The organism is Rhodovibrio salinarum DSM 9154 (genome assembly GCF_000515255.1).
GTDB classification, from domain to species: domain Bacteria; phylum Pseudomonadota; class Alphaproteobacteria; order Kiloniellales; family Rhodovibrionaceae; genus Rhodovibrio; species Rhodovibrio salinarum.
Genome location: NZ_KI911559.1, coordinates 2432103 through 2450035, shown reverse-complemented (window position 1 = coordinate 2450035; position 17933 = coordinate 2432103). Strand labels below are relative to the sequence as shown.

The following is a 17933-nucleotide window of genomic DNA, read 5'->3' as shown; positions in this document are numbered from 1 at the left end:
TATGCGCAGGGGGCGTCCCGCCGCGCCCGTCGCCAACCGACTGGGCGCACCCGGTCCAGCCGAGGAGCCGCAGCCCATGCCGCTTTGGCGTTTCATCCCCGTTGCCGATCCCCGGGACAGCCGCTGGCAGGACCGCCAGATTCGCGATGGCCTGGTCGTCCGCGCCCCGTCGTCGACGATGGCGCGCGTGATCGCAGACCGCGAGGTGCCCAGCGCCGTTCACGGCTCGGTCGGCAACGAAACCCGCAGCTTCCGCGGCGGTTTCGCCGATGCCAATTTGTATTGGGTGCAGCGGGTCTCCCCCGATGAGTCGAAGCAGCTTGGCGGCGACGCCGGTGTCGACGGCGTGGTCCAGGAAGGGTCAACGCGCGAAACGGCCCTGTCTGTGTACTACGGCGAAGCCGGGGCCCGGCGGCGATAAGGCACCTGGCGCTTCAGCCTCTATAGACATCTTTCGGTAAGTCCGACGGCCGCGTTCTGAGCCGGCGGCCCTAAGCGTATCGACGGGCCGGCATGTCGATGTGTGCCTGACGGCGCGTGGCATCGATGTCTTCGGCGCTGCCTGTTTTGACTCACGCAAACGCTGTCCCGCGACGGTCTTTAGCGAGAAGATGTCGCACCCATGGAAGCCGCAGGGCGATCTCTGGCGCCTGATAGGTGTAGCTGCAGCGACCTTATCCGGTCACGCGGCTGCACCAACACGCCCTAGACACGCGCCCCAAGCCATGGAGCCGCCCCACAGATGGCCCACACCGTCGTCACCTCCCACAAAAAGAAGGTCGTGATCGGGAACGATCAGCCGTTCTGCATCATCGGCGAACGGATCAACCCGACGGGCCGGAAGAAGCTGGCGGCCGAAATGGCCGACGGCGACTTCTCCACGGTCGAACGCGATGTCGCCGCGCAGGTCCAGGCCGGCGCGCACATGCTAGACGTCAACGCCGGCATTCCGCTGGCCGACGAGCCGGCCATTCTGGCGCAGACAATCAAGCTGGTACAGGAGCTGACCGATGTGCCGCTGTCGATCGACAGCTCGATCGTCGAGGCGCTAGAACGCGGGCTCGAGGTCTATCAGGGCAAGCCGCTGGTGAACTCGGTGACCGGCGAGGACGAGCGCCTTGAACAGGTCCTGCCGCTGATCAAGAAATACAATGCCGCGGTGGTGGCGATCTCAAACGACGAGACCGGCATCTCGGAAGACCCGAACGTGCGCTTCGAGGTCGCCAAGAAGATCGTCCAGCGCGCCCAGGACCACGGGATCCCGAAAGAGGATATCGTGGTCGACCCGCTGGTCATGCCGATCGGCGCGCTGGGTCAGGCCGGCCGGCAGGTGTTCCACATCCTCAACCGCCTGCGCGACGAGCTTGATGTCAACTCGACCTGTGGCGCGTCGAACGTCTCGTTCGGTCTGCCCAACCGGCACGGCCTGAACGCGGCGTTCCTGGCGATGGCGTCCAGTAACGGCATGACCTCGGCGATCATGAACCCGCTGCACGAGCCGGAAATGCAGGGCATCCTGGCCGCGGACGTGCTGATGGGCACGGACCAGGATTGCCTGCGCTGGATCAAGCGTTACCGCGAGCCCTCGCAAGCCGAAGCCAGCGGTGGCGAAGGTCGTGAGGACCGTCGCGAACGCCGTCGCCGCCGCGCGAGCTAAGCCGGCCGTTCTTGCGGACAACGTTGCGGGCCACCTCCCCCTTCCCGAGCCCTCTCCTCCCATTTGGATGAGGGGGCACCAACTTTGGCTGCCGCCATCCCTGCTGAAAAAAACCAGCATCGATGTCTCGGCCGGGTCCTTGGCGCCGCTGGGAAGCGAGGAAAAGGGTGAGGTGGTCGCGCGTCCGTCGCGGGCGCCAATCGACGCGAGAGAACCAGGATGGCCGAAAGCGTACAGACCGACACCGCGCTGATCGTGTTCACTCCATCCGGCCGGCGCGGCCGGTTCGAGAAGGGGACGCCCGTGCTGACCGCCGCACGTCAGCTGGGCGTGGACATCGATTCCGTTTGCGGCGGGCGCGGCCTATGCGGGCGCTGTCAGTGCACGATCGGCGAGGGTCGGTTCGCCAAGCACGGCATCGAAAGTTCGGCCGATCACGTCTCCGCCTGGTCCGAGACGGAGACGCAATACAACGCGCGTGCCCGCCGCCGGCCGATCAAGGCGGGACGCCGCCTATCCTGCCAGGCGCAGATCCTGGACGATGTCGTCGTCGACATTCCGGCCGATGCGCAGGTGCACAAGCAGGTCGTGCGCAAGCGGGCGGAGGCGCGCGATATCGTGCTCGATCCGGCGGTGCGGCTGCACTACGTCGAGGTCGAGCAGCCGGACATGCACAAGCCCACGGGCGACCTGGAACGGCTCTACGCCGCGCTGGAAGCGCAGTGGGACCTGCACGACCTGGAGGATTGCGACCTCTATACAATCCAGTGGCTGCAGAAGGTCCTGCGCGAAGGCGACTGGAAGGTCACGGTCGCGGTCCACATGGGCAAGCGAATCACTGCGATCTGGCCCGGCTTCCACGACCGTGCCTACGGCCTGGCGGTCGACGTCGGCTCGACCACAATCGCCGCCCATCTGTGCGACCTGCAGTCGGGCGAGGTGCTGGCCTCCAACGGCATCATGAATCCGCAGATCCGTTTCGGCGAGGACCTGATGAGCCGGGTATCCTACGCCATGATGAACGAAGGCGGCGCGGGCGAGATGACCGTCGCGGTCCGCGAGGCGATGAACGAACTGATCGCCGAGACGGCTGCCGAAGCCGGCATCAAGAGCGAGGAGATCCTGAACGCGACCTTCGTCGGCAACCCGATCATGCATCACCTGATGCTCGGGATCGATCCAACGGAACTGGGCGGTGCGCCTTTCGCGCTCGCGACCTCCGCCGGGCTGACGCTGTGGGCAAGCGAGATGGGCATCAACCTGCACCGTGACGCCCGCGTCTACGTCTTACCGTGCATCGCTGGCCACGTCGGGGCGGACACCGCCGGCGTCGCGCTGTCGGAAAGTCCGCACTTGTCGGAGGACACGGTGCTGATCGTCGATGTCGGCACCAACGCGGAAATCCTGCTTGGCAACAAGTACCGCGTGCTGGCCGCCTCCTCTCCCACAGGCCCGGCGTTCGAAGGTGCGCAGATCTCCGGCGGTCAACGCGCCGCCAACGGCGCGATCGAGCGTGTGCGCATCGATCCCGAGACGCTGGAGCCGCGCTACAAGGTGATCGGCTGCGATCTCTGGTCGAACGAGGAGGGCTTCGGCCGGGCCGTGCGCAAGATCGGCGTCACCGGCATTTGCGGCTCCGGCATCATCGAGGCGTTGGCGGAGATGTACCTGGCCGGCGTGATCGCGCCCGACGGGACGATCGACGGCGCGCTCGCCGAACGCACCGACAGGGTCCAGAAGGACGGACGCACCTGGTCCTACCTACTCAACGCGGGCGAGCCGGAAGTCCGGATCACCCAGAATGACGTCCGGGCGATCCAGCTCGCCAAGGCCGCGCTCTACGCCGGCGCGCGCCTGCTGATGGACCAGTTGGAGATCGAGTCCGTCGACCGGATCGTGCTCGCTGGCGCGTTCGGCAGCCACATCGACGTCAAGTACGCGATGATCCTGGGCCTGATCCCGGACTGTGACCTGTCGAAAGTCAGTTCCGCCGGCAACGCCGCCGGTACGGGCGCGCGGATCGCATTGTTGAACAAGAACGCCCGACCCGAGATCGAACGGGTGGTGCGCCAGATCGAGAAGATCGAAACGGCGGTCGAGCCGGCGTTCCAGGCGCACTTTGTGGAAGCGATGGGCTTCCCCCACTCAACCGCCCCCTACCCCAAGCTGCGCCAGTCCGTGCCGCTGCCCGAGGTCAAGAAAGCGGCCCCGCCGGAAGGCGGCGAGCCCCGCACCAACCGTCGGCGCCGGGCCCGCGCGGCAGGTTAACGGCTGGGCCGGCACGCAAGCTGTGCCCATGCGCCTAACCTCGCCACCTGCCCCGCCCCGGTGCTAGACCTGTCCCCAAGAACACGAACGATCCGGCCTTGGGGAGGCCTCGCGCCATGCTGCCCGACGTGCAGGGGTATGACGCCCTGGTGCGCGATTTCCGCTGGAACATGCCCGCGCGCTACAACATCGCGGAAGCCTGCTGCGACCGCTGGGCGGCGGCGACACCGGATGCGCCGGCGCTGATTCGATGTCGCGATGCGGGAGTGCAGGCGGTCAGCTTCCGCACATTGCGTCAACGTGCGGATAAGCTGGCGAACGCGCTGCAGGCGCTTGGCGTCACACGCGGTGACCGGGTGGGCATCCTACTCCCGCAGTGCGTCGAGGCGGCGGAAGCGCACCTCGCGGTCTACAAGCTGGGCGCGGTCGCGATCCCGCTGTTTACTCTGTTTGGCCCTGACGCGCTGGCCTACCGCCTGGCGGACAGTGGCGCCAAGGCCCTGATCGGCACGGCCGAGGAGCTGGGGACAGTCCAGGCCATAGCCGACCAGGTCCCGGACTTACGCCACTGGATCGCCGTCCACGGCGACGCGCCGGGCGCGCACGGCTACGAAGCTCTGCTCACACGGGCGCGCGACCGGTTCGAGACGGCCGACACGGCCGCCGACGAGCCGGCCGTGGTGATTTACACCTCCGGCACCACCGGCAATCCCAAGGGGGCGCTGCACGCTCACCGGGTACTCTTGGGCCACCTGCCAGGCGTCGAGTTTCCACACGAGATGTTTCCCAAGCCGGGCGACCGCTTCTGGACACCGGCGGATTGGGCCTGGATCGGCGGACTACTCGACGTGCTGCTGCCCGCGCTGGCCCACGGCGTGCCGGTGGTGGCGCACCGCTTCGCCAAGTTCGATCCGGAACAGGCGTTGGCCCTGATGGCGGCGACGGAAGTGCGCAACACCTTCATGCCGCCCACCGCACTCAAGATGCTGCGCCAGGTCGACCGACCAGCCGAGCGGTTCGGCGTGCGCCTGCGCTCGATCGGCAGCGGCGGCGAGACGCTGGGCGCGGAGCTGCTGGACTGGGGGCGTGACGCCTTCGGGCTCACGATCAACGAGTTTTACGGTCAGACCGAATGCAATCTGGTGGTCGGCAACTGTGCCGGGCAGATGGCGGTGCGCCCCGGCGCGATGGGTCGGCCGATCCCTGGGCATACGGTTGCGGTACTGGACGCCGACGGGCACCCGCTCCCGCCTGGCCAAGAAGGCCGCGTAGCGATCCGGGCGCCCGACCCGGTGATGTTCCTGGAATACCTGAACAAGCCGGAGGCGACCCGGGCCAAGTTCACGGGCGACTGGCTGCTGACCGGCGACACCGCGACCACAGATCAAGACGGCTACCTCTGGTTCGTCGGCCGGGATGACGACGTCATCACCTCCGCCGGCTACCGGATCGGCCCCGGCGAGGTCGAGGACTGCCTGGGCGCGCACCCGGCCGTGGCCATGGTCGCGGTGGTCGGCGTGCCGGACGAACTGCGTGGGCAGCGGATCAAGGCGTTTATCGTCTTGAACCCGGGTCACGACGCCGGGGACACGCTGACCTGCGCACTGCAAGACCATGTGAAGACCAGGCTCGCCGCCCACGAATACCCGCGCGAAATCGCCTACGTCCCCGCCCTGCCCCTGACCGCCACCGGCAAGATCAAGCGTAAGGACCTGCGCGAACGCGGCGCGGACGCGTGTCCGGCCGGGTGATCGATACAAAAACCGCGCTCATGCCCCTGGGCGGCGCGGCCAGCTAGGCTAAACTTGAACGTAAGACGACACGCTGATGGGCCACGACCGAAGGGCTCAACGCCATGGCGGATAGCGATACGAAGACAAGCGGTTCGGCTGAGCCACAGCGGCACAACCCCATCCTGGTGTTCGGCGCGAGCGGCTACATCGGGCGGCATCTGGTGCCAGCCCTGCGCGCGGAAGGCTACAAGGTGCGCGCCGCCGCCCGCCGGCTGGCGCCGTTGGAAGCCGAGGGATGGGATAGCGTCGAACTCGTGCAGGCGGATGCGCACGACCCCGACACGCTGCCCAAAGCCCTGAATGGCGTCTCGACCGCCTATTTCCTCGTCCACTCGATGGCCGACGGCAGCGATTTCCCGGAACGCGAGCGGCGGGCCGCCGCGACCTTCGCCCAGGCGGCGGAACAGGCCGGTGTAGAGCGGATCGTCTACCTGGGCGGTCTGGCGCCGAAGGACACGGCGTCGATGCACCTGGCCTCCCGCGTCGCCACAGGCGAGGAATTGCGCCGCGGTCAGGTGCCGGTGAGCGAACTGCGCGCACCGGTCATCGTTGGCCCCGGCTCCATCGCCTTTGAGGTGATGCGCGACCTGGCCGCCTACCTGCCGATCATGGTGACGCCCAAATGGGTCCGGGCGGAGTCACCCCCGATCGCGCTGGATGATCTTCTGGGCGACTTGGTTGCCCTGCCCCAGCGCACCCCGGCCGACAACACGATCTACGAGACGGGGGGTCCCGAGCAGCTAAGCTACGAGCAGATGCTGCGCACGATCGCCCGCGAACTGGGCCGGCCAGCGCCGATCATCATCCCGGTTCCCTTCGTCTCGCCGGAGCTGTCGAGTTACTGGCTGGCGTTCGTTTCCGCTACGCCCACCGACGTCGCGCGCGCCCTGATCGGCGGGCTGAAGCACGACCTCTCGGCCGACGACGGGCCGCTGCGTCAGCGCATCCCGCGTGATCCCATGCCCTTCGACGCCGCGGTTCGCCGGGCGTTCGAGAAGGAGAAGGCGTTCGTGGCCCACACGCGCTGGCGCGAGGGCGCCTTCAACCTGCGCGGCGAGCGCCAAGACATCGGCTACTACGCCAAAAAGATGTCGCGTGCCGCGACCACGCCGGTCGACGTCGAAACGCTTTGGCGGGCGCTGTCGGACGTCGGCACGCGGGAGGCCGGCTACTTCTTCCTCTCCGGCCTGTGGGAGGTGCGCAAGGGTCTCGACCGGCTGCTGGGCGGCCGGCCCGCCGGCCATCGCCGTCCGGGCCGCGCCCCAGAACCCGGCGAGCGTTTCGATATGTGGGAAGTGCTGGCGGCCGAACGGCCAAAGCGCCTGACGCTCAAGATTCGTGCGGTCGTCCCCGGGCGCGGCGGGCTGGAGTTCGAGATCGACGAAACGCAGGACGGCCATAGCCGCCTGACCGCGACGATGTACTGGCACCCGGCCGGCGCGCCTGGCCTGCTCTACTGGTACAAACTGGGGCCGCCACATGCGGTGCTGCTGCAGGGCATGGTCGCGCGCATCTGCCAACGCGCGGAGGCCAGCCGCGCGGCCCATCCACGCGGCAGTCGGCCCGGTCTGCGCCCGCGTCCGGCGCGCTGACCCATACCACCGGGCCTTGGGTCCCGTGTGCACGAGGGATGACAGGCCCGCCCCGGATGCCCTAAGCCGGGTGGCAGCGCAGATACGACACATCCACGATCCGGAGACCAATGAGCAAAATGAGCGAAAGCAACGCGCCCTGGACCCAGCCGATGCCCCAGGAGCAATTCCAGCGCATGCGCGACATCCTGGCCGCGCCCAGCCCCGTCGGGCTGGAGGGCGCGATGACCTATGGCGTGCTCAAGCCGTACTTCGAGTCCTTCGCACCGCAGAGCTGGGCCGTGCATCAGTTCACCGGTCACGCCGGCATCGTCCTGGACAGCCATCCGGGCGAGGACGAGCGTTTCAAGATCATGGTGATCGGCCACGCCGACAAGATCCGCATGCAGGTACGCTCAGTCGGCGAGGACGGCAAGATCTGGATCAACAGCGACAGCTTCCTGCCCACCACCCTGATCGGCCACGAGGTCACGCTGTTCAGCGAGAATCCAAAGACGCCCGGCCAGTACCGCAAGATCGAGGGCGGCACGGTTGAGGCCGTGGGCGCGATCCACTTCGCCGACCCGGCCGTGCGCGCCGGCGACAAGGGGATCAAGAAGGAGCAGCTCTACGTCGAACTGCAGATCCACGGTGAGAACAAGAAGCAGCAGGTCGAGAACCTGGGCGTGCGCGCGGGCGATTCCATCATCCTGAACCGCCCGATCCGGCACGGTTTCAGTCCGGACACCTTCTACGGCGCCTATCTCGACAACGGCCTGGGCTGCTTCGTCGCCGCGGAGGCCGCGCGCCTGGTCGCCGAGGCCGGTGGCCCGAACAACGTGCGCATGCTGACCGCGATCGCCAGCTACGAGGAGATCGGCCGGATGGGCAGCCGGGTGATGGCCGGCGAGCTGGAGCCGGACGCGATCATCGCGGTTGACGTCAACCACGACTACAAGGCCGCGCCCGGTGTCGGCGACAAGAAGTTCAACCCGCTGGAGATGGGCAAGGGGTTCACGCTTTCGGTCGGGTCGATTGCCAGCGAGCAGCTGAACGCGGTGATCGAACAGACCGCCAAAGACCATGATATCCCGATGCAGCGCGACGTTTGCGGGGCCGATACCGGAACCGACGGCATGGCCGGCGTGCTCGCGAGTGTCGACTGCGCGGCGACCTCGATCGGCTTCCCGATCCGCAACATGCACACGATCTCGGAAACCGGAAACACCAAGGACACGCTCGCCGCGGCCCACGCCGTCGCCAAATCAATCCTGGCGCTGGACGCCCGCGACGACGGCCGCGAGAAGCTGCGCGCCCAGTTCCGCAACAACCACCCGCGCCTCGATACGGCCGAACCGCTGACCCATCAGGGCAGCGAGAAGCCGAAGGAGCAGGGCAAGGAGGACTGAGGGCATTCTCGCCAGAACATCCTTGCCGGGACATCGCAATATCCCCCTCCTCCCACGGGAGGAGGGGGATTTATTTGTGCCCGTTAATGCCTGCGTCTACACGCAGGCGTCGAGCAGCTGCTTGACGTTCTCGACCGTGAGCTTGACCGGGTTGCCGCCGGCGCTCGGGTCTTCGACGGCCATCGCCGCGATCTCGTCGAAGCGGTCGCGGCCGACGCCAAGCTCGCCCAGCTTGTCCGGCACACCCAGCTCGCGACGGAAGGCCACGACGAAGTCGTAGAAGCCGTCGAAGCCGCCGTCGATTTCCAGATATTTCGCGGCCAACGCCAGCTTGTCGGCGATCTCGGCCTTGTTGAACTGCAGCACCATCGGCATCACAACGGCGTTGGTGGTGCCGTGGTGGGTGTCGTAGATCGCCCCCACCGGGTGGCTGATCGAGTGGATCGCGCCCAGGCCCTTCTGGAAGGCGACCGCGCCCATCGCCGCGGCACTCATCATGTGCGCGCGGGCGTCGACGTCGTTCGGATTGGCGACCACCTTGGGCAGGTTGTCTTTCACCAGCCGCATACCTTCCAGGGCGATGCCCTGGCTCATCGGGTGGTAGTGCGGCGAGCAGTAGGCCTCCAGGCAGTGGGCGAAGGCGTCCATCCCGGTGCCGACCGTGATCTTGGGCGGCATGCCGCAGGTCAGTTCCGGATCGCAGATCACCACGCTCGGCAACACCTTCGGGTGGAAGATGATCTTCTTCACGTGGGTTTCGGAGTTGGTCAGCACGCCCGCGCGGCCAACCTCGGAGCCGGTGCCGGCGGTTGTCGGCACGGCGATGTTGGGATGGATCGCGTCCCAATCGGCCCGCTTCCACCAGTCGCCGATGTCCTCGAAGTCCCAGACCGGCAAGGTCTGGTCGGCCATGAAGGCGACCAGCTTGCCGAGGTCCAGGCCGGAACCGCCGCCAAAGGCAACGACGCCGTCGTGCCCGCCGGCCTTGAACGCCTCGATGCCGGCCTTGAGGTCCAGTTCGTTCGGGTTCGGGCGAACGTCCGCGAACAGCGCGCGGCCCAAACCGCCGGCCTCCAGCAGATCCAGGGCCCGCTGGGTGATCGGGTTGTCCTTCAAGCCGCCATCGGTGATCAGTAGCGGCTTCTTGATGCCGGCGGCCTGGCAGGCATCGGCCAGTTCCTGAATCCGCCCGGCGCCGAAGCGGATGTTGGCCGGATAGCTCCAGTTCCCGGTAAGCGGCCCAGTAGACGACATGGGGAAATTAGCCCTTCTTCAGATGGTAGGATTTGGGGCGCGTCAGGTTATGGAAGCCGATCACCGAGAGCGCCCCGCCCCGTCCGGTGTCCTTGCAGCCCGTCCAGCACAACGCCGGGTCGAGATAGTCGCAGCGGTTCATGAACACCGTGCCGGTCTCGATCTGGGCGCCGATCGCCGCCGCACGCTTGGCATCGCGCGTCCACAATGAGGCGGTCAGGCCGAACGGACTGTCGTTCATCAGCCGCACGGCTTTCGCGTCGTCCTTGACCGGCATGATGCCGACCACCGGGCCGAAGCTCTCATCGCGCATCACCCGCATGTCATGGCTGACGCCAGTCAGGATCTGCGGGGCGAGGTAGGTCCCCTGCCCGTCGTCCGCCGGGAACAGCTTGGGGTCGATCTGCGGGGTCGCGCCCTGGGCGACCGCCTCGCGGATCTGGGCGCGGACCTCGTCGGCGAAGCGCTGGTTAGCCATCGGGCCCAGCGTGGTCTTCTCGTCCAGCGGATCGCCGAGGACGCTCTTGGACATCAGCGCGACCGCCTTCTCGACGAAGGCTTCGTACAGGCTCTCGTGGACGTAGATCCGCTCGATGCCGCAGCAGCACTGGCCGCTGTTGAACATCGCGCCGTCCATCAGCCCGTCGACGGCCGCGTCCAGGTCGGCGTCGTCCATGACATAGCCCGGATCCTTGCCGCCAAGCTCCAGGCCGAGCGGCACAAAGGTTCCAGCTGCCGCGCGTTCGATCGCGCGCCCCCCGTTCACCGACCCGGTGAAGTTCACGAAGTCGAAGGCGCGATCCTGCAGCAGACCCTCGGTCGTGCCGTGATCGAGGAAGATGTTCTGGCAGACCGCTTCCGGCACGCCGGCCTCGACCATCGCGCGGACCATCCGCTCGCCGACCAGCAGGGTTTGGGCGGCGTGTTTCAGGATCACCGCGTTGCCGGCCATCAAGGCCGGGGCCAGCACGTTGATCGCGGTCATATAGGGGTAGTTCCATGGCGCGATCACGAAGACGACGCCATGCGGCTCCCGCTCGATCCGCCGTTCGAAGGTGTCCGAGGCTTCGACCACGTAGGGCGCAAGCGCACTCTCCGCGATCTCTGCCATGTAGTCGGCGCGCTCCTTGGTGCCGCCGAATTCCCCGCCGTAGCGGACCGGCCGCCCCATCATGCGGGCCAGCTCTGGCACCACCTCGTCGTTCATCTCGCCCAGGCGCGCGACCCCGGCCTGGACCAGACGCACCCGTTCGGCAATCGGGCGGGCAGCCCAATCTGCCTGTGCAGCGCGAGCCGCGGCGACGGCCTTATCGGCTTGATCGCGGGTGACGGCGGTGCGTTCGGCGGCGACCGAGCCGTCGATCGGCGAAATGCAGCGAATGACGGCCGGCTGCCCGGCCGCGTCTTTAGAACTCATGCGCGTTCGAATCCTCTGGCGGTTTCCCAGTCGGTCACCCGACGGTCGTATTCAAACTGTTCCCAACGGGCGGCGTGAACATAGTGGTCGATGACTTCCGAACCGAAGGCGGTGCGCAGCATCTCCGATTGGTTCATCAACTCGGCGGCGTCGCGTAGCGTCTTCGGAATCTCGCGTACGTCATCGCCGTCGTAGGCGTTGCCCTGGAACTCCGGCTCCAGCTCCAGGCCCCGCTCGATCCCGTCGATCCCGGCGGCGAGCAGCGCGGCGCAGGCAAGATGCCCGTTCAGGTCCGCGCCGCCGACCCGGCATTCTACACGCACCGCCTTGGTGTCCGGACCGCAGACGCGATAGCCCGCCGTGCGGTTGTCGCGGCTCCAGATCGCTTTGGTCGGCGCGAAGGTGCCGGCCTGGAAGCGCTTGTAGGAGTTGATGTGCGGCGCCAGGAAGAAGGTGATCGCATCCGCGTGATACAGCAGTCCGGCCATGTAATGGCGCATCATCGCCGACATGCCGTACGGCCGATCGGGATCGTAGAACACCGGCGTGCCATCGAGTCCGACCAGCGACTGGTGGATGTGCGAGGAGCTGCCGGCGGCCGCATAGCTCCACTTCGCCATGAACGACAGCGCGTGGCCCTGCTGCCAGGCGATCTCCTTGCAGCCGTTCTTGATCAGCGCGTGCCGATCCGCCATCGCCAACGCCTCGTCATAGCGGACGTTGATCTCCTCCTGTCCCTGACAAGCTTCGCCCTTGGAGTTCTCGACCGGTATGTCCGCGCCGTGCAGCCCGTTGCGAATGGCGCGCATCACCTTCTCTTCCTTGGTCGTCTGGAAGATGTGATAGTCCTCGTTATACGGGCTGATCGGGGAGAGGTCGCGGTACCCCTTGGCGTGCGCCTCCTCGAAGGATTCCTTGAACAGGAAGAACTCCAGCTCGGAGGCCATCATGGCCTTCAGGCCCATACCCTCCAGCCGCTCGACCTGACGTTTCAGCATGCTGCGCGGGGCATGCGGCACCGGCTTGTGGGTGTCGTGATCGATCGTGTCGCACAGCACGAGCGCGGTGCCCTCGAGCCAGGGAATCCGGCGCAGTGTCTCCAGATCGGGACACATCGTGTAGTCGCCGTAACCGGTCTCCCAGCTGGTCGCCTTGTAGCCGGGGACCGTCTCCATCTCCATGTCGGTGGCCAGCAGGTAGTTACAGCTGTGCGTTTCCTCCCAGGCGGAATCGACGAAATGCTGGGCGTGGAAGCGCTTCCCCACCAGCCGGCCCTGCATGTCGACCTGGGCGGCGATCACGGTGTCGATGGCGCCTGTCTGGACTTCTTGGCGCAAGTCGTCGAGCGATAGCTTGCCGGTCATAACCGAACCGTCCGTAAGTCAGGAGAGGTAAGAAAGCCGCGGCCCGGACCATCCGGTGGTGTCCAGTTCTGGACGCTACGCACCGGACGGCCCGTGCCGTGCATTGAGCGGGTCGTCCTACTCGAAGGAATAGGGCGTGCCCGCCTTCGCGAGGGTCGCGTTGTATTCGCGGAAGATCTTGACCAGCTTCGCCGAGCGCTCGCTACGCTCTTCCATCTCGTTCCAGAACTTATCCGCTTCCTTCTCGACCTCGCGCCATTCCGATTGCGGGATCGAGGTCAGCTTGAGCTTGTCGCCGCTGGCACGCAGCCGCGCTTCGCCGCCCCAGTACCACTGGTTGCGGTATTGGTGGCCCGCTTCGATCGAGGCCATCAGCAGTTCGCGCAGGTGATCCGGCAGATCGGCCAGGCTCTTCTTGTTGGCATAGAAGGAGCCGATCCAGGCGCCCGAGATGTTGTTGGTCAGGAAGTGGTCGGTAACGTCCGCCCAGCCGACGGCGTAGGCTTCGGTCGCGCCGCACCAGGCCATGCCGTCCAGTTCGCCGGTTTGCACCGCGACCTCGGCATCCTCGTAAGGGATCGAGACCGGAATCACGCCGAACTTGGCGAGGAACTGGCCAGCGGTCGGGAAGGTGTAGAGGCGCAGGCCATCCATGTCGGCCAGCGAGTTGATCGGCTTCTTGGTGATGAAGTGGCAAGGGTCCTGCCCGGCCGCCGACAGCCACGCGACGTCGACCTCGTCGTAGGCTTCCTTCCAGATCTCGGCCAGGCCGTACTGCTGGAACAGCACGGGCACATCGAGAATGTGCTTGGTCGCGAGCGGGAAGTAGCCACCGAACACGCGCACGTCGGTCGGCGCCGACATGCTGTCGTCGTCGGAGTGCACGCCATCGATCGTGCCGCGCTGCAGGGCGCGGAATAGCTCGCTGGTCGGCACCAACTGATCGGCGTAGTACAGCTCGATTTCCATCTCGCCGTTCGCCGCCTTGTTGAAGTGATCGATGATCGGCTTGGTCACCTCGGCGCCCAGGGCCGGACCGGCATAGGTCTGGAAGCGCCAGCGGATCGGTTCTTGCGCCTTGATGGCCGGGGCCGCAATCGCGCCCGTGCCGGCGACCGCGGCCGTCGCGCCGGCGGTACGGATGAATTGGCGACGGGTGGCCGACTTGGCCGGGCCGGTCGCTTTCGGGGTGTTCGAGCTATCGGTCATATTGGGCAACTCCCTGCTCTAAATGCGGGTCCGGCGCGGCATATGGCACGGCCAGCCCTGGCGGTTTTCGTTCCAGTCCCTAGAAAGCACGCCCAAGGGCGCCTCTCCCGTTACGGGCGTCGTTGCCGATCTTCCGCCAGCTTACGCCCGAGTCAGCCGTTGCTATAAGTAAGTCGAAATTCAGTTCTTGTAGTAATTCTCCGGCAGCCATAGCGCGATCTCGGGGAAGATCATGACCAGCGCGAGGCCAAGCACCATGACCGCGACGAAAGGAATGATCGATCGATAGATATCGGCAAGCGTGACTTCCGGCGGCGCCATCGCGCGCATCAGGAAGAGATTGTAGCCGAACGGCGGCGTCATGTAGGCGATCTGGCAGGTGATCGTATAAAGCACGCCGTACCAGACCAGATCGAAGCCGAGCGCGCCCACCAGTGGCACGTAGAGCGGCGCGACGATCACCAGCATCGCCGTGTCGTCTAGGAACGTGCCCATGATCAGGTAGGACAGCTGCATCAGGATCAGGATCTCCCAAGGCCCCAGCCCGAGGTCGCCGGTGAAGAAGCCCTCCAGCGCCCGGCTCGCGCCCAGGCCGTCGAACACCGCGCCGAAGCACAGCGCCGCCATGATGATCCACATGAACATGCAGGTGATGGTGAGCGTCTTGCGCAACGTCTCGTGCAGCACATAGAAGCTCAGCCGCCGCTTGAAGATCGCCGCCAGCGTCGCCGCCAAGGCGCCCACCGCCGAACTTTCCACCAGGCTGGTCACGCCCATCAGGAACAGCCCGGTCATGAAGAAGAAGATCAACAGCGGCCAGATACCGGCCTGCAGCAGGCGCAGCTTTTCGCCCCAGGTGATCTCCGCCCGCTCCTCGGCCGACAGCGGCGGGCCCATGTGACCTTGCAGGCGGCAACGCACCCAGATGTAGATGACGAATAGGCTGGCCATCAGCAGCCCAGGGAACACGCCGGCCATCCACAGTTGCCCAACCGGCGCCCGGGCGATCATGCCGTAGAGCACCAGGACGACGCTGGGCGGCACCAGGATGCCGAGCGAACTGCCCGCCTGGATGACGCCGGTCACCATGATCTTGTCGTAGCCCCGGCGCAGCAACTCCGGCAACGCGATCGAAGCGCCGATCGCCATGCCCGCGACCGACAGGCCATTCATCGCGGAGACCGCGACCATCAACATGATCGTGCCGATCGCCAATCCGCCTGGCATGCCCCCGAACCAGACGTGGAACATCCGGTACAGGTCGTCGGCGATGCCGCTCTCCGAGAGCATGTAGCCCATATAGACGAACAGCGGGAGGGTCAGGAGCGGATACCACTTCATGACCTTCATCGCCGCCGAAAAGGCCATGTCGGAGCCACCGACCCCATACAGCGACAGCGCCGAAACCACCGCCACGAAGCCGATCGCGCCGAACACCCGCTGCCCCGTCAGCAGCATCAGCATCATCGACGCGAACATCGTAATCGCGATCAGGTCATAGCTCACGCGGTCGTCTCCCGCCCGGAAATACGCAGGATGTCGCGGAACAACATCGCAAAGGCCTGAAGCAGCATCAGCGTAATGCCCACGCACATCGTGACCTTGATCGGCCACATCAGCGGCCGCCACGCTGAGAAGCCGCGCTCGCCGTACTCGATCGAGTACATCGTGCTGCCAAGCCCGCCGTAGAGCAGTATGATGATATAGAAGATCATGCAGAAGACGGTGAGCGTATCGACCCAGCTCTGCTTGCGCGGTGGCAGCGTCCCCCACAGCAGGTCCATCCGGACGTGGCCGTCCTGCTGCAGCGAATAGCCGCCGCCCAGCAGGAAGTACGACACCATCAGGAACTGCGAGATATCCAGCGTCCAAAGCGCCGGCAACGCCAGTGACTTGGCGGCGATCGACCAACCCAATACGAACAGCATCGCGAAGATGCCATACATGGTGATCGTGCCCACGATCTTATTCGTCCGCTCGACCCAGCGGATGTAGAAGCGCATCGCTTCAAACATGCGCGCCCACCCCGTTTACGTCATTCGGTATCGCTTCGGCCGGCGCGACGTCGGCCCCTGGTCCGAACCAATGATGCAGCAACGTCAGCGCAGCCGTTACCGTCCGGCTTAGCCGGTCGGCCATAGCGCATTGGCCCTCGGCATCGGCGACCAGGTCGCTGCGGATCTCGAACATCGCATTCGGCAATCCGTGACCGAGCGCCTGCACCTTGAGTGTATGCGTCACGCCATCCGCCGGGCCGTAGGGCTCGTTGCGCCGGACGGTCAGGTCGCTTGTTTCGTGCAGGAGTGAAAGCGCCGCGTCGGCCAGCCGGGCATCGGCATCGTGCAACACGCCAAGCTCGGTGGTCCGCTGTTTGCCTTGGAACACCGGGGTAAAGGTATGCACCGTGATGATCGCCGGCGGCCGGCCCGCATCGATCCGCTTGCGCACGAACGCTGCGACCGTGTCACGGAACGGCAGGTATATCGCCGCTTGGCGATCGGCACGCGCAGCACGGTCGAGCCCGTCATTACCGGGAATCGTGTAACGCTCGCTGACCGCCGGTACCGAGCTGGCGTCGAAGACAGGCCGATTGCAATCGTAAACCAGCCGAGAGAAGCGCTGCAGGAACAGAGGCGCGTCCAGACGCTTCGCCATCTCGCGCGCGACTTCCGCGGCGCCCGGGTCCCAGGCGACGTGGCTGGTGCGCGTATCGGCGTCGATGCCCAGACCTTCGAGCGTTTCAGGTATCCGGTTGGCGGCGTGCTCGCAGATCAGCACGACATCGGCCTGTCCATCCGGATTGACCGTCTCGACCGGTGGCCCGTCATCATCCGACAGGATCGTCCGTTCCGAGGCCACGTACCGCCCTCCCCAGTCGGTTTCGGCGTGCCGCCCTGCTCCCCTGCCGGCCTCGCCTCGTAGCGATTTTTTCAGAACGATACACGCTGTCAAGAAAGTTTCTTGACCCTGTTGCGCACCGACGCCCAAACTTTAAATCAAAGATAAAACCGCGTAGCTGGCGTAGGCGGCGCGTAACAGCTTGGAGGACACGCTCATCGCCGAAGCAACGCCCACAGTCGCGGAGGCGCTGCGTGGCCAGTTCGATCAGTTCACCCGGGCTGAACGACAGCTGGCCGACGCCCTGCTAGCGCATTATCCCGTCGCCGGTCTGTCATCGATCACCGCGCTCGCTGAGACCGCGCAGGTGTCCACGCCGACGGTCGTGCGGCTGGTCAAGAAGCTCGGCTTCTCCGGCTATCCGCAGTTCCAGGCGCGCCTGCGCGCGGAATTGGCGGAGACGATCTCCAGCCCAGTCGCGAAGCATGAACGCTGGGCCGGCACAGCGCCTGAAGCGCATATCCTGAACCGTTTCGCGGATGCGGCGATCGATAACCTGCACCGGACGCTCAGCCGCTTCGACACCGAGTCATTCGATGCGGTTGCCGAATTGCTTGCCGATACGAACCGGCAGATCGCGATGGTGGGCGGGCGTATTACCCGATCGCTCGCCGATTACCTTTTCACTCACATGCAGGTGATTCGCGACGGCCTGTCCCTCGTGCCATCGACCAGCAGTACGTGGCCGCACTATCTGCTGAGCATGCGCCCCGGCGATGTCCTGGTGGTCTTCGACATCCGCCGCTATGAGACGGAATTGATCCGCTTTGTCGAGATGGCGCGGGCGCGCGAGGTGACCATTGTGCTGTTCACCGACCAGTGGGGCTCGCCCGCGGTGAAGCACGCGCAGTACGTCTTCCCCTGTCGGATCGAAGTTCCGTCGGCCTGGGATTCCACCATGGTCATGCTGTTCGTGGTGGAGGCGTTGATCGCCGCGGTGCAGACCCAGCGTTGGGAAACAACCCGGGACCGGTTCAACGAGCTCGAAGGCCTGTTCGACGAAGCCCGGCTATTCAAGAAGTTCACCTAACACCGTGTCAGCGGCTTGCTGACACCGCGCTCCGCACCATTTGCTAAAAAAGCAAACCGCGAC

The 17933-nt window shown here is 65.9% G+C and carries 14 protein-coding genes; 7 read left to right on the top strand and 7 right to left on the bottom strand.

The window, feature by feature from the left end:
• Window positions 1-76 precede the first annotated feature (76 nt).
• The 6 genes from RHOSA_RS0111300 (at window position 77) to RHOSA_RS0111275 (ending at window position 8698) form a co-directional block, all read left to right on the top strand.
• Window positions 77-421, top strand: a complete 345-nt coding sequence (locus tag RHOSA_RS0111300; protein ID WP_027288756.1) for a hypothetical protein — start codon at window positions 77-79, stop codon at window positions 419-421.
• 321 nt (window positions 422-742) lie between these two features.
• Complete coding sequence (locus tag RHOSA_RS0111295) at window positions 743-1657, top strand: methyltetrahydrofolate cobalamin methyltransferase (protein WP_027288755.1); 915 nt, start codon at window positions 743-745, stop codon at window positions 1655-1657.
• 219 nt (window positions 1658-1876) lie between these two features.
• The gene (locus RHOSA_RS0111290; RefSeq protein WP_027288754.1) at window positions 1877-3925 is read left to right on the top strand and encodes an ASKHA domain-containing protein; all 2049 of its coding nucleotides are present in this window, start codon (window positions 1877-1879) and stop codon (window positions 3923-3925) included.
• A gap of 116 nt (window positions 3926-4041) precedes the next feature.
• Window positions 4042-5676 (top strand): acyl-CoA synthetase, encoded by a 1635-nt coding sequence (locus RHOSA_RS0111285; RefSeq protein WP_027288753.1) that lies wholly within the window; start codon window positions 4042-4044, stop codon window positions 5674-5676.
• Window positions 5677-5780: 104 nt separating this feature from the next.
• Window positions 5781-7310, top strand: coding sequence for a DUF2867 domain-containing protein (locus RHOSA_RS0111280; protein ID WP_027288752.1), 1530 nt, complete (start codon window positions 5781-5783; stop codon window positions 7308-7310).
• Window positions 7311-7429: 119 nt separating this feature from the next.
• Window positions 7430-8698: a M20/M25/M40 family metallo-hydrolase gene (locus RHOSA_RS0111275; RefSeq protein ID WP_027288751.1), complete on the top strand. Its 1269-nt coding sequence runs from the start codon at window positions 7430-7432 to the stop codon at window positions 8696-8698.
• Between the two features lie 96 nt (window positions 8699-8794).
• Here the strand turns inward: RHOSA_RS0111275 and RHOSA_RS0111270 are convergent, their stop codons facing one another.
• The 7 genes from RHOSA_RS0111270 to RHOSA_RS21990 all read right to left on the bottom strand — a co-directional run bounded on the left by RHOSA_RS0111270 (window position 8795) and on the right by RHOSA_RS21990 (window position 16801).
• Window positions 8795-9952, bottom strand: a complete 1158-nt coding sequence (locus RHOSA_RS0111270; RefSeq protein ID WP_027288750.1) for an iron-containing alcohol dehydrogenase — start codon at window positions 9950-9952, stop codon at window positions 8795-8797.
• A gap of 7 nt (window positions 9953-9959) precedes the next feature.
• Complete coding sequence (locus RHOSA_RS0111265) at window positions 9960-11369, bottom strand: aldehyde dehydrogenase family protein (RefSeq protein WP_037256146.1); 1410 nt, start codon at window positions 11367-11369, stop codon at window positions 9960-9962.
• The gene (locus RHOSA_RS0111260; RefSeq protein WP_027288748.1) at window positions 11366-12733 is read right to left on the bottom strand and encodes a glutamine synthetase family protein; all 1368 of its coding nucleotides are present in this window, start codon (window positions 12731-12733) and stop codon (window positions 11366-11368) included. The genes RHOSA_RS0111265 and RHOSA_RS0111260 overlap by 4 nt, the downstream gene beginning before the upstream one ends.
• 117 nt (window positions 12734-12850) lie before the next feature.
• Window positions 12851-13942: a TRAP transporter substrate-binding protein gene (locus tag RHOSA_RS0111255; protein WP_051432060.1), complete on the bottom strand. Its 1092-nt coding sequence runs from the start codon at window positions 13940-13942 to the stop codon at window positions 12851-12853.
• Between the two features lie 180 nt (window positions 13943-14122).
• A complete protein-coding gene (locus RHOSA_RS0111250) occupies window positions 14123-15448 on the bottom strand; it encodes a TRAP transporter large permease (RefSeq protein WP_027288746.1) in 1326 nt (441 codons plus the stop codon).
• Window positions 15445-15957 (bottom strand): TRAP transporter small permease subunit, encoded by a 513-nt coding sequence (locus tag RHOSA_RS0111245; RefSeq protein WP_027288745.1) that lies wholly within the window; start codon window positions 15955-15957, stop codon window positions 15445-15447. Before RHOSA_RS0111245 ends, RHOSA_RS0111250 begins: the two co-directional genes overlap by 4 nt.
• The gene (locus RHOSA_RS21990) at window positions 15950-16801 is read right to left on the bottom strand and encodes an N-formylglutamate amidohydrolase (RefSeq protein ID WP_200372035.1); all 852 of its coding nucleotides are present in this window, start codon (window positions 16799-16801) and stop codon (window positions 15950-15952) included. The genes RHOSA_RS0111245 and RHOSA_RS21990 overlap by 8 nt, the downstream gene beginning before the upstream one ends.
• A gap of 181 nt (window positions 16802-16982) precedes the next feature.
• On the opposite strand from RHOSA_RS21990, the gene RHOSA_RS0111230 reads away from it, so the two are divergent.
• Window positions 16983-17870: a MurR/RpiR family transcriptional regulator gene (locus RHOSA_RS0111230; RefSeq protein ID WP_200372036.1), complete on the top strand. Its 888-nt coding sequence runs from the start codon at window positions 16983-16985 to the stop codon at window positions 17868-17870.
• Window positions 17871-17933: the final 63 nt, after the last annotated feature.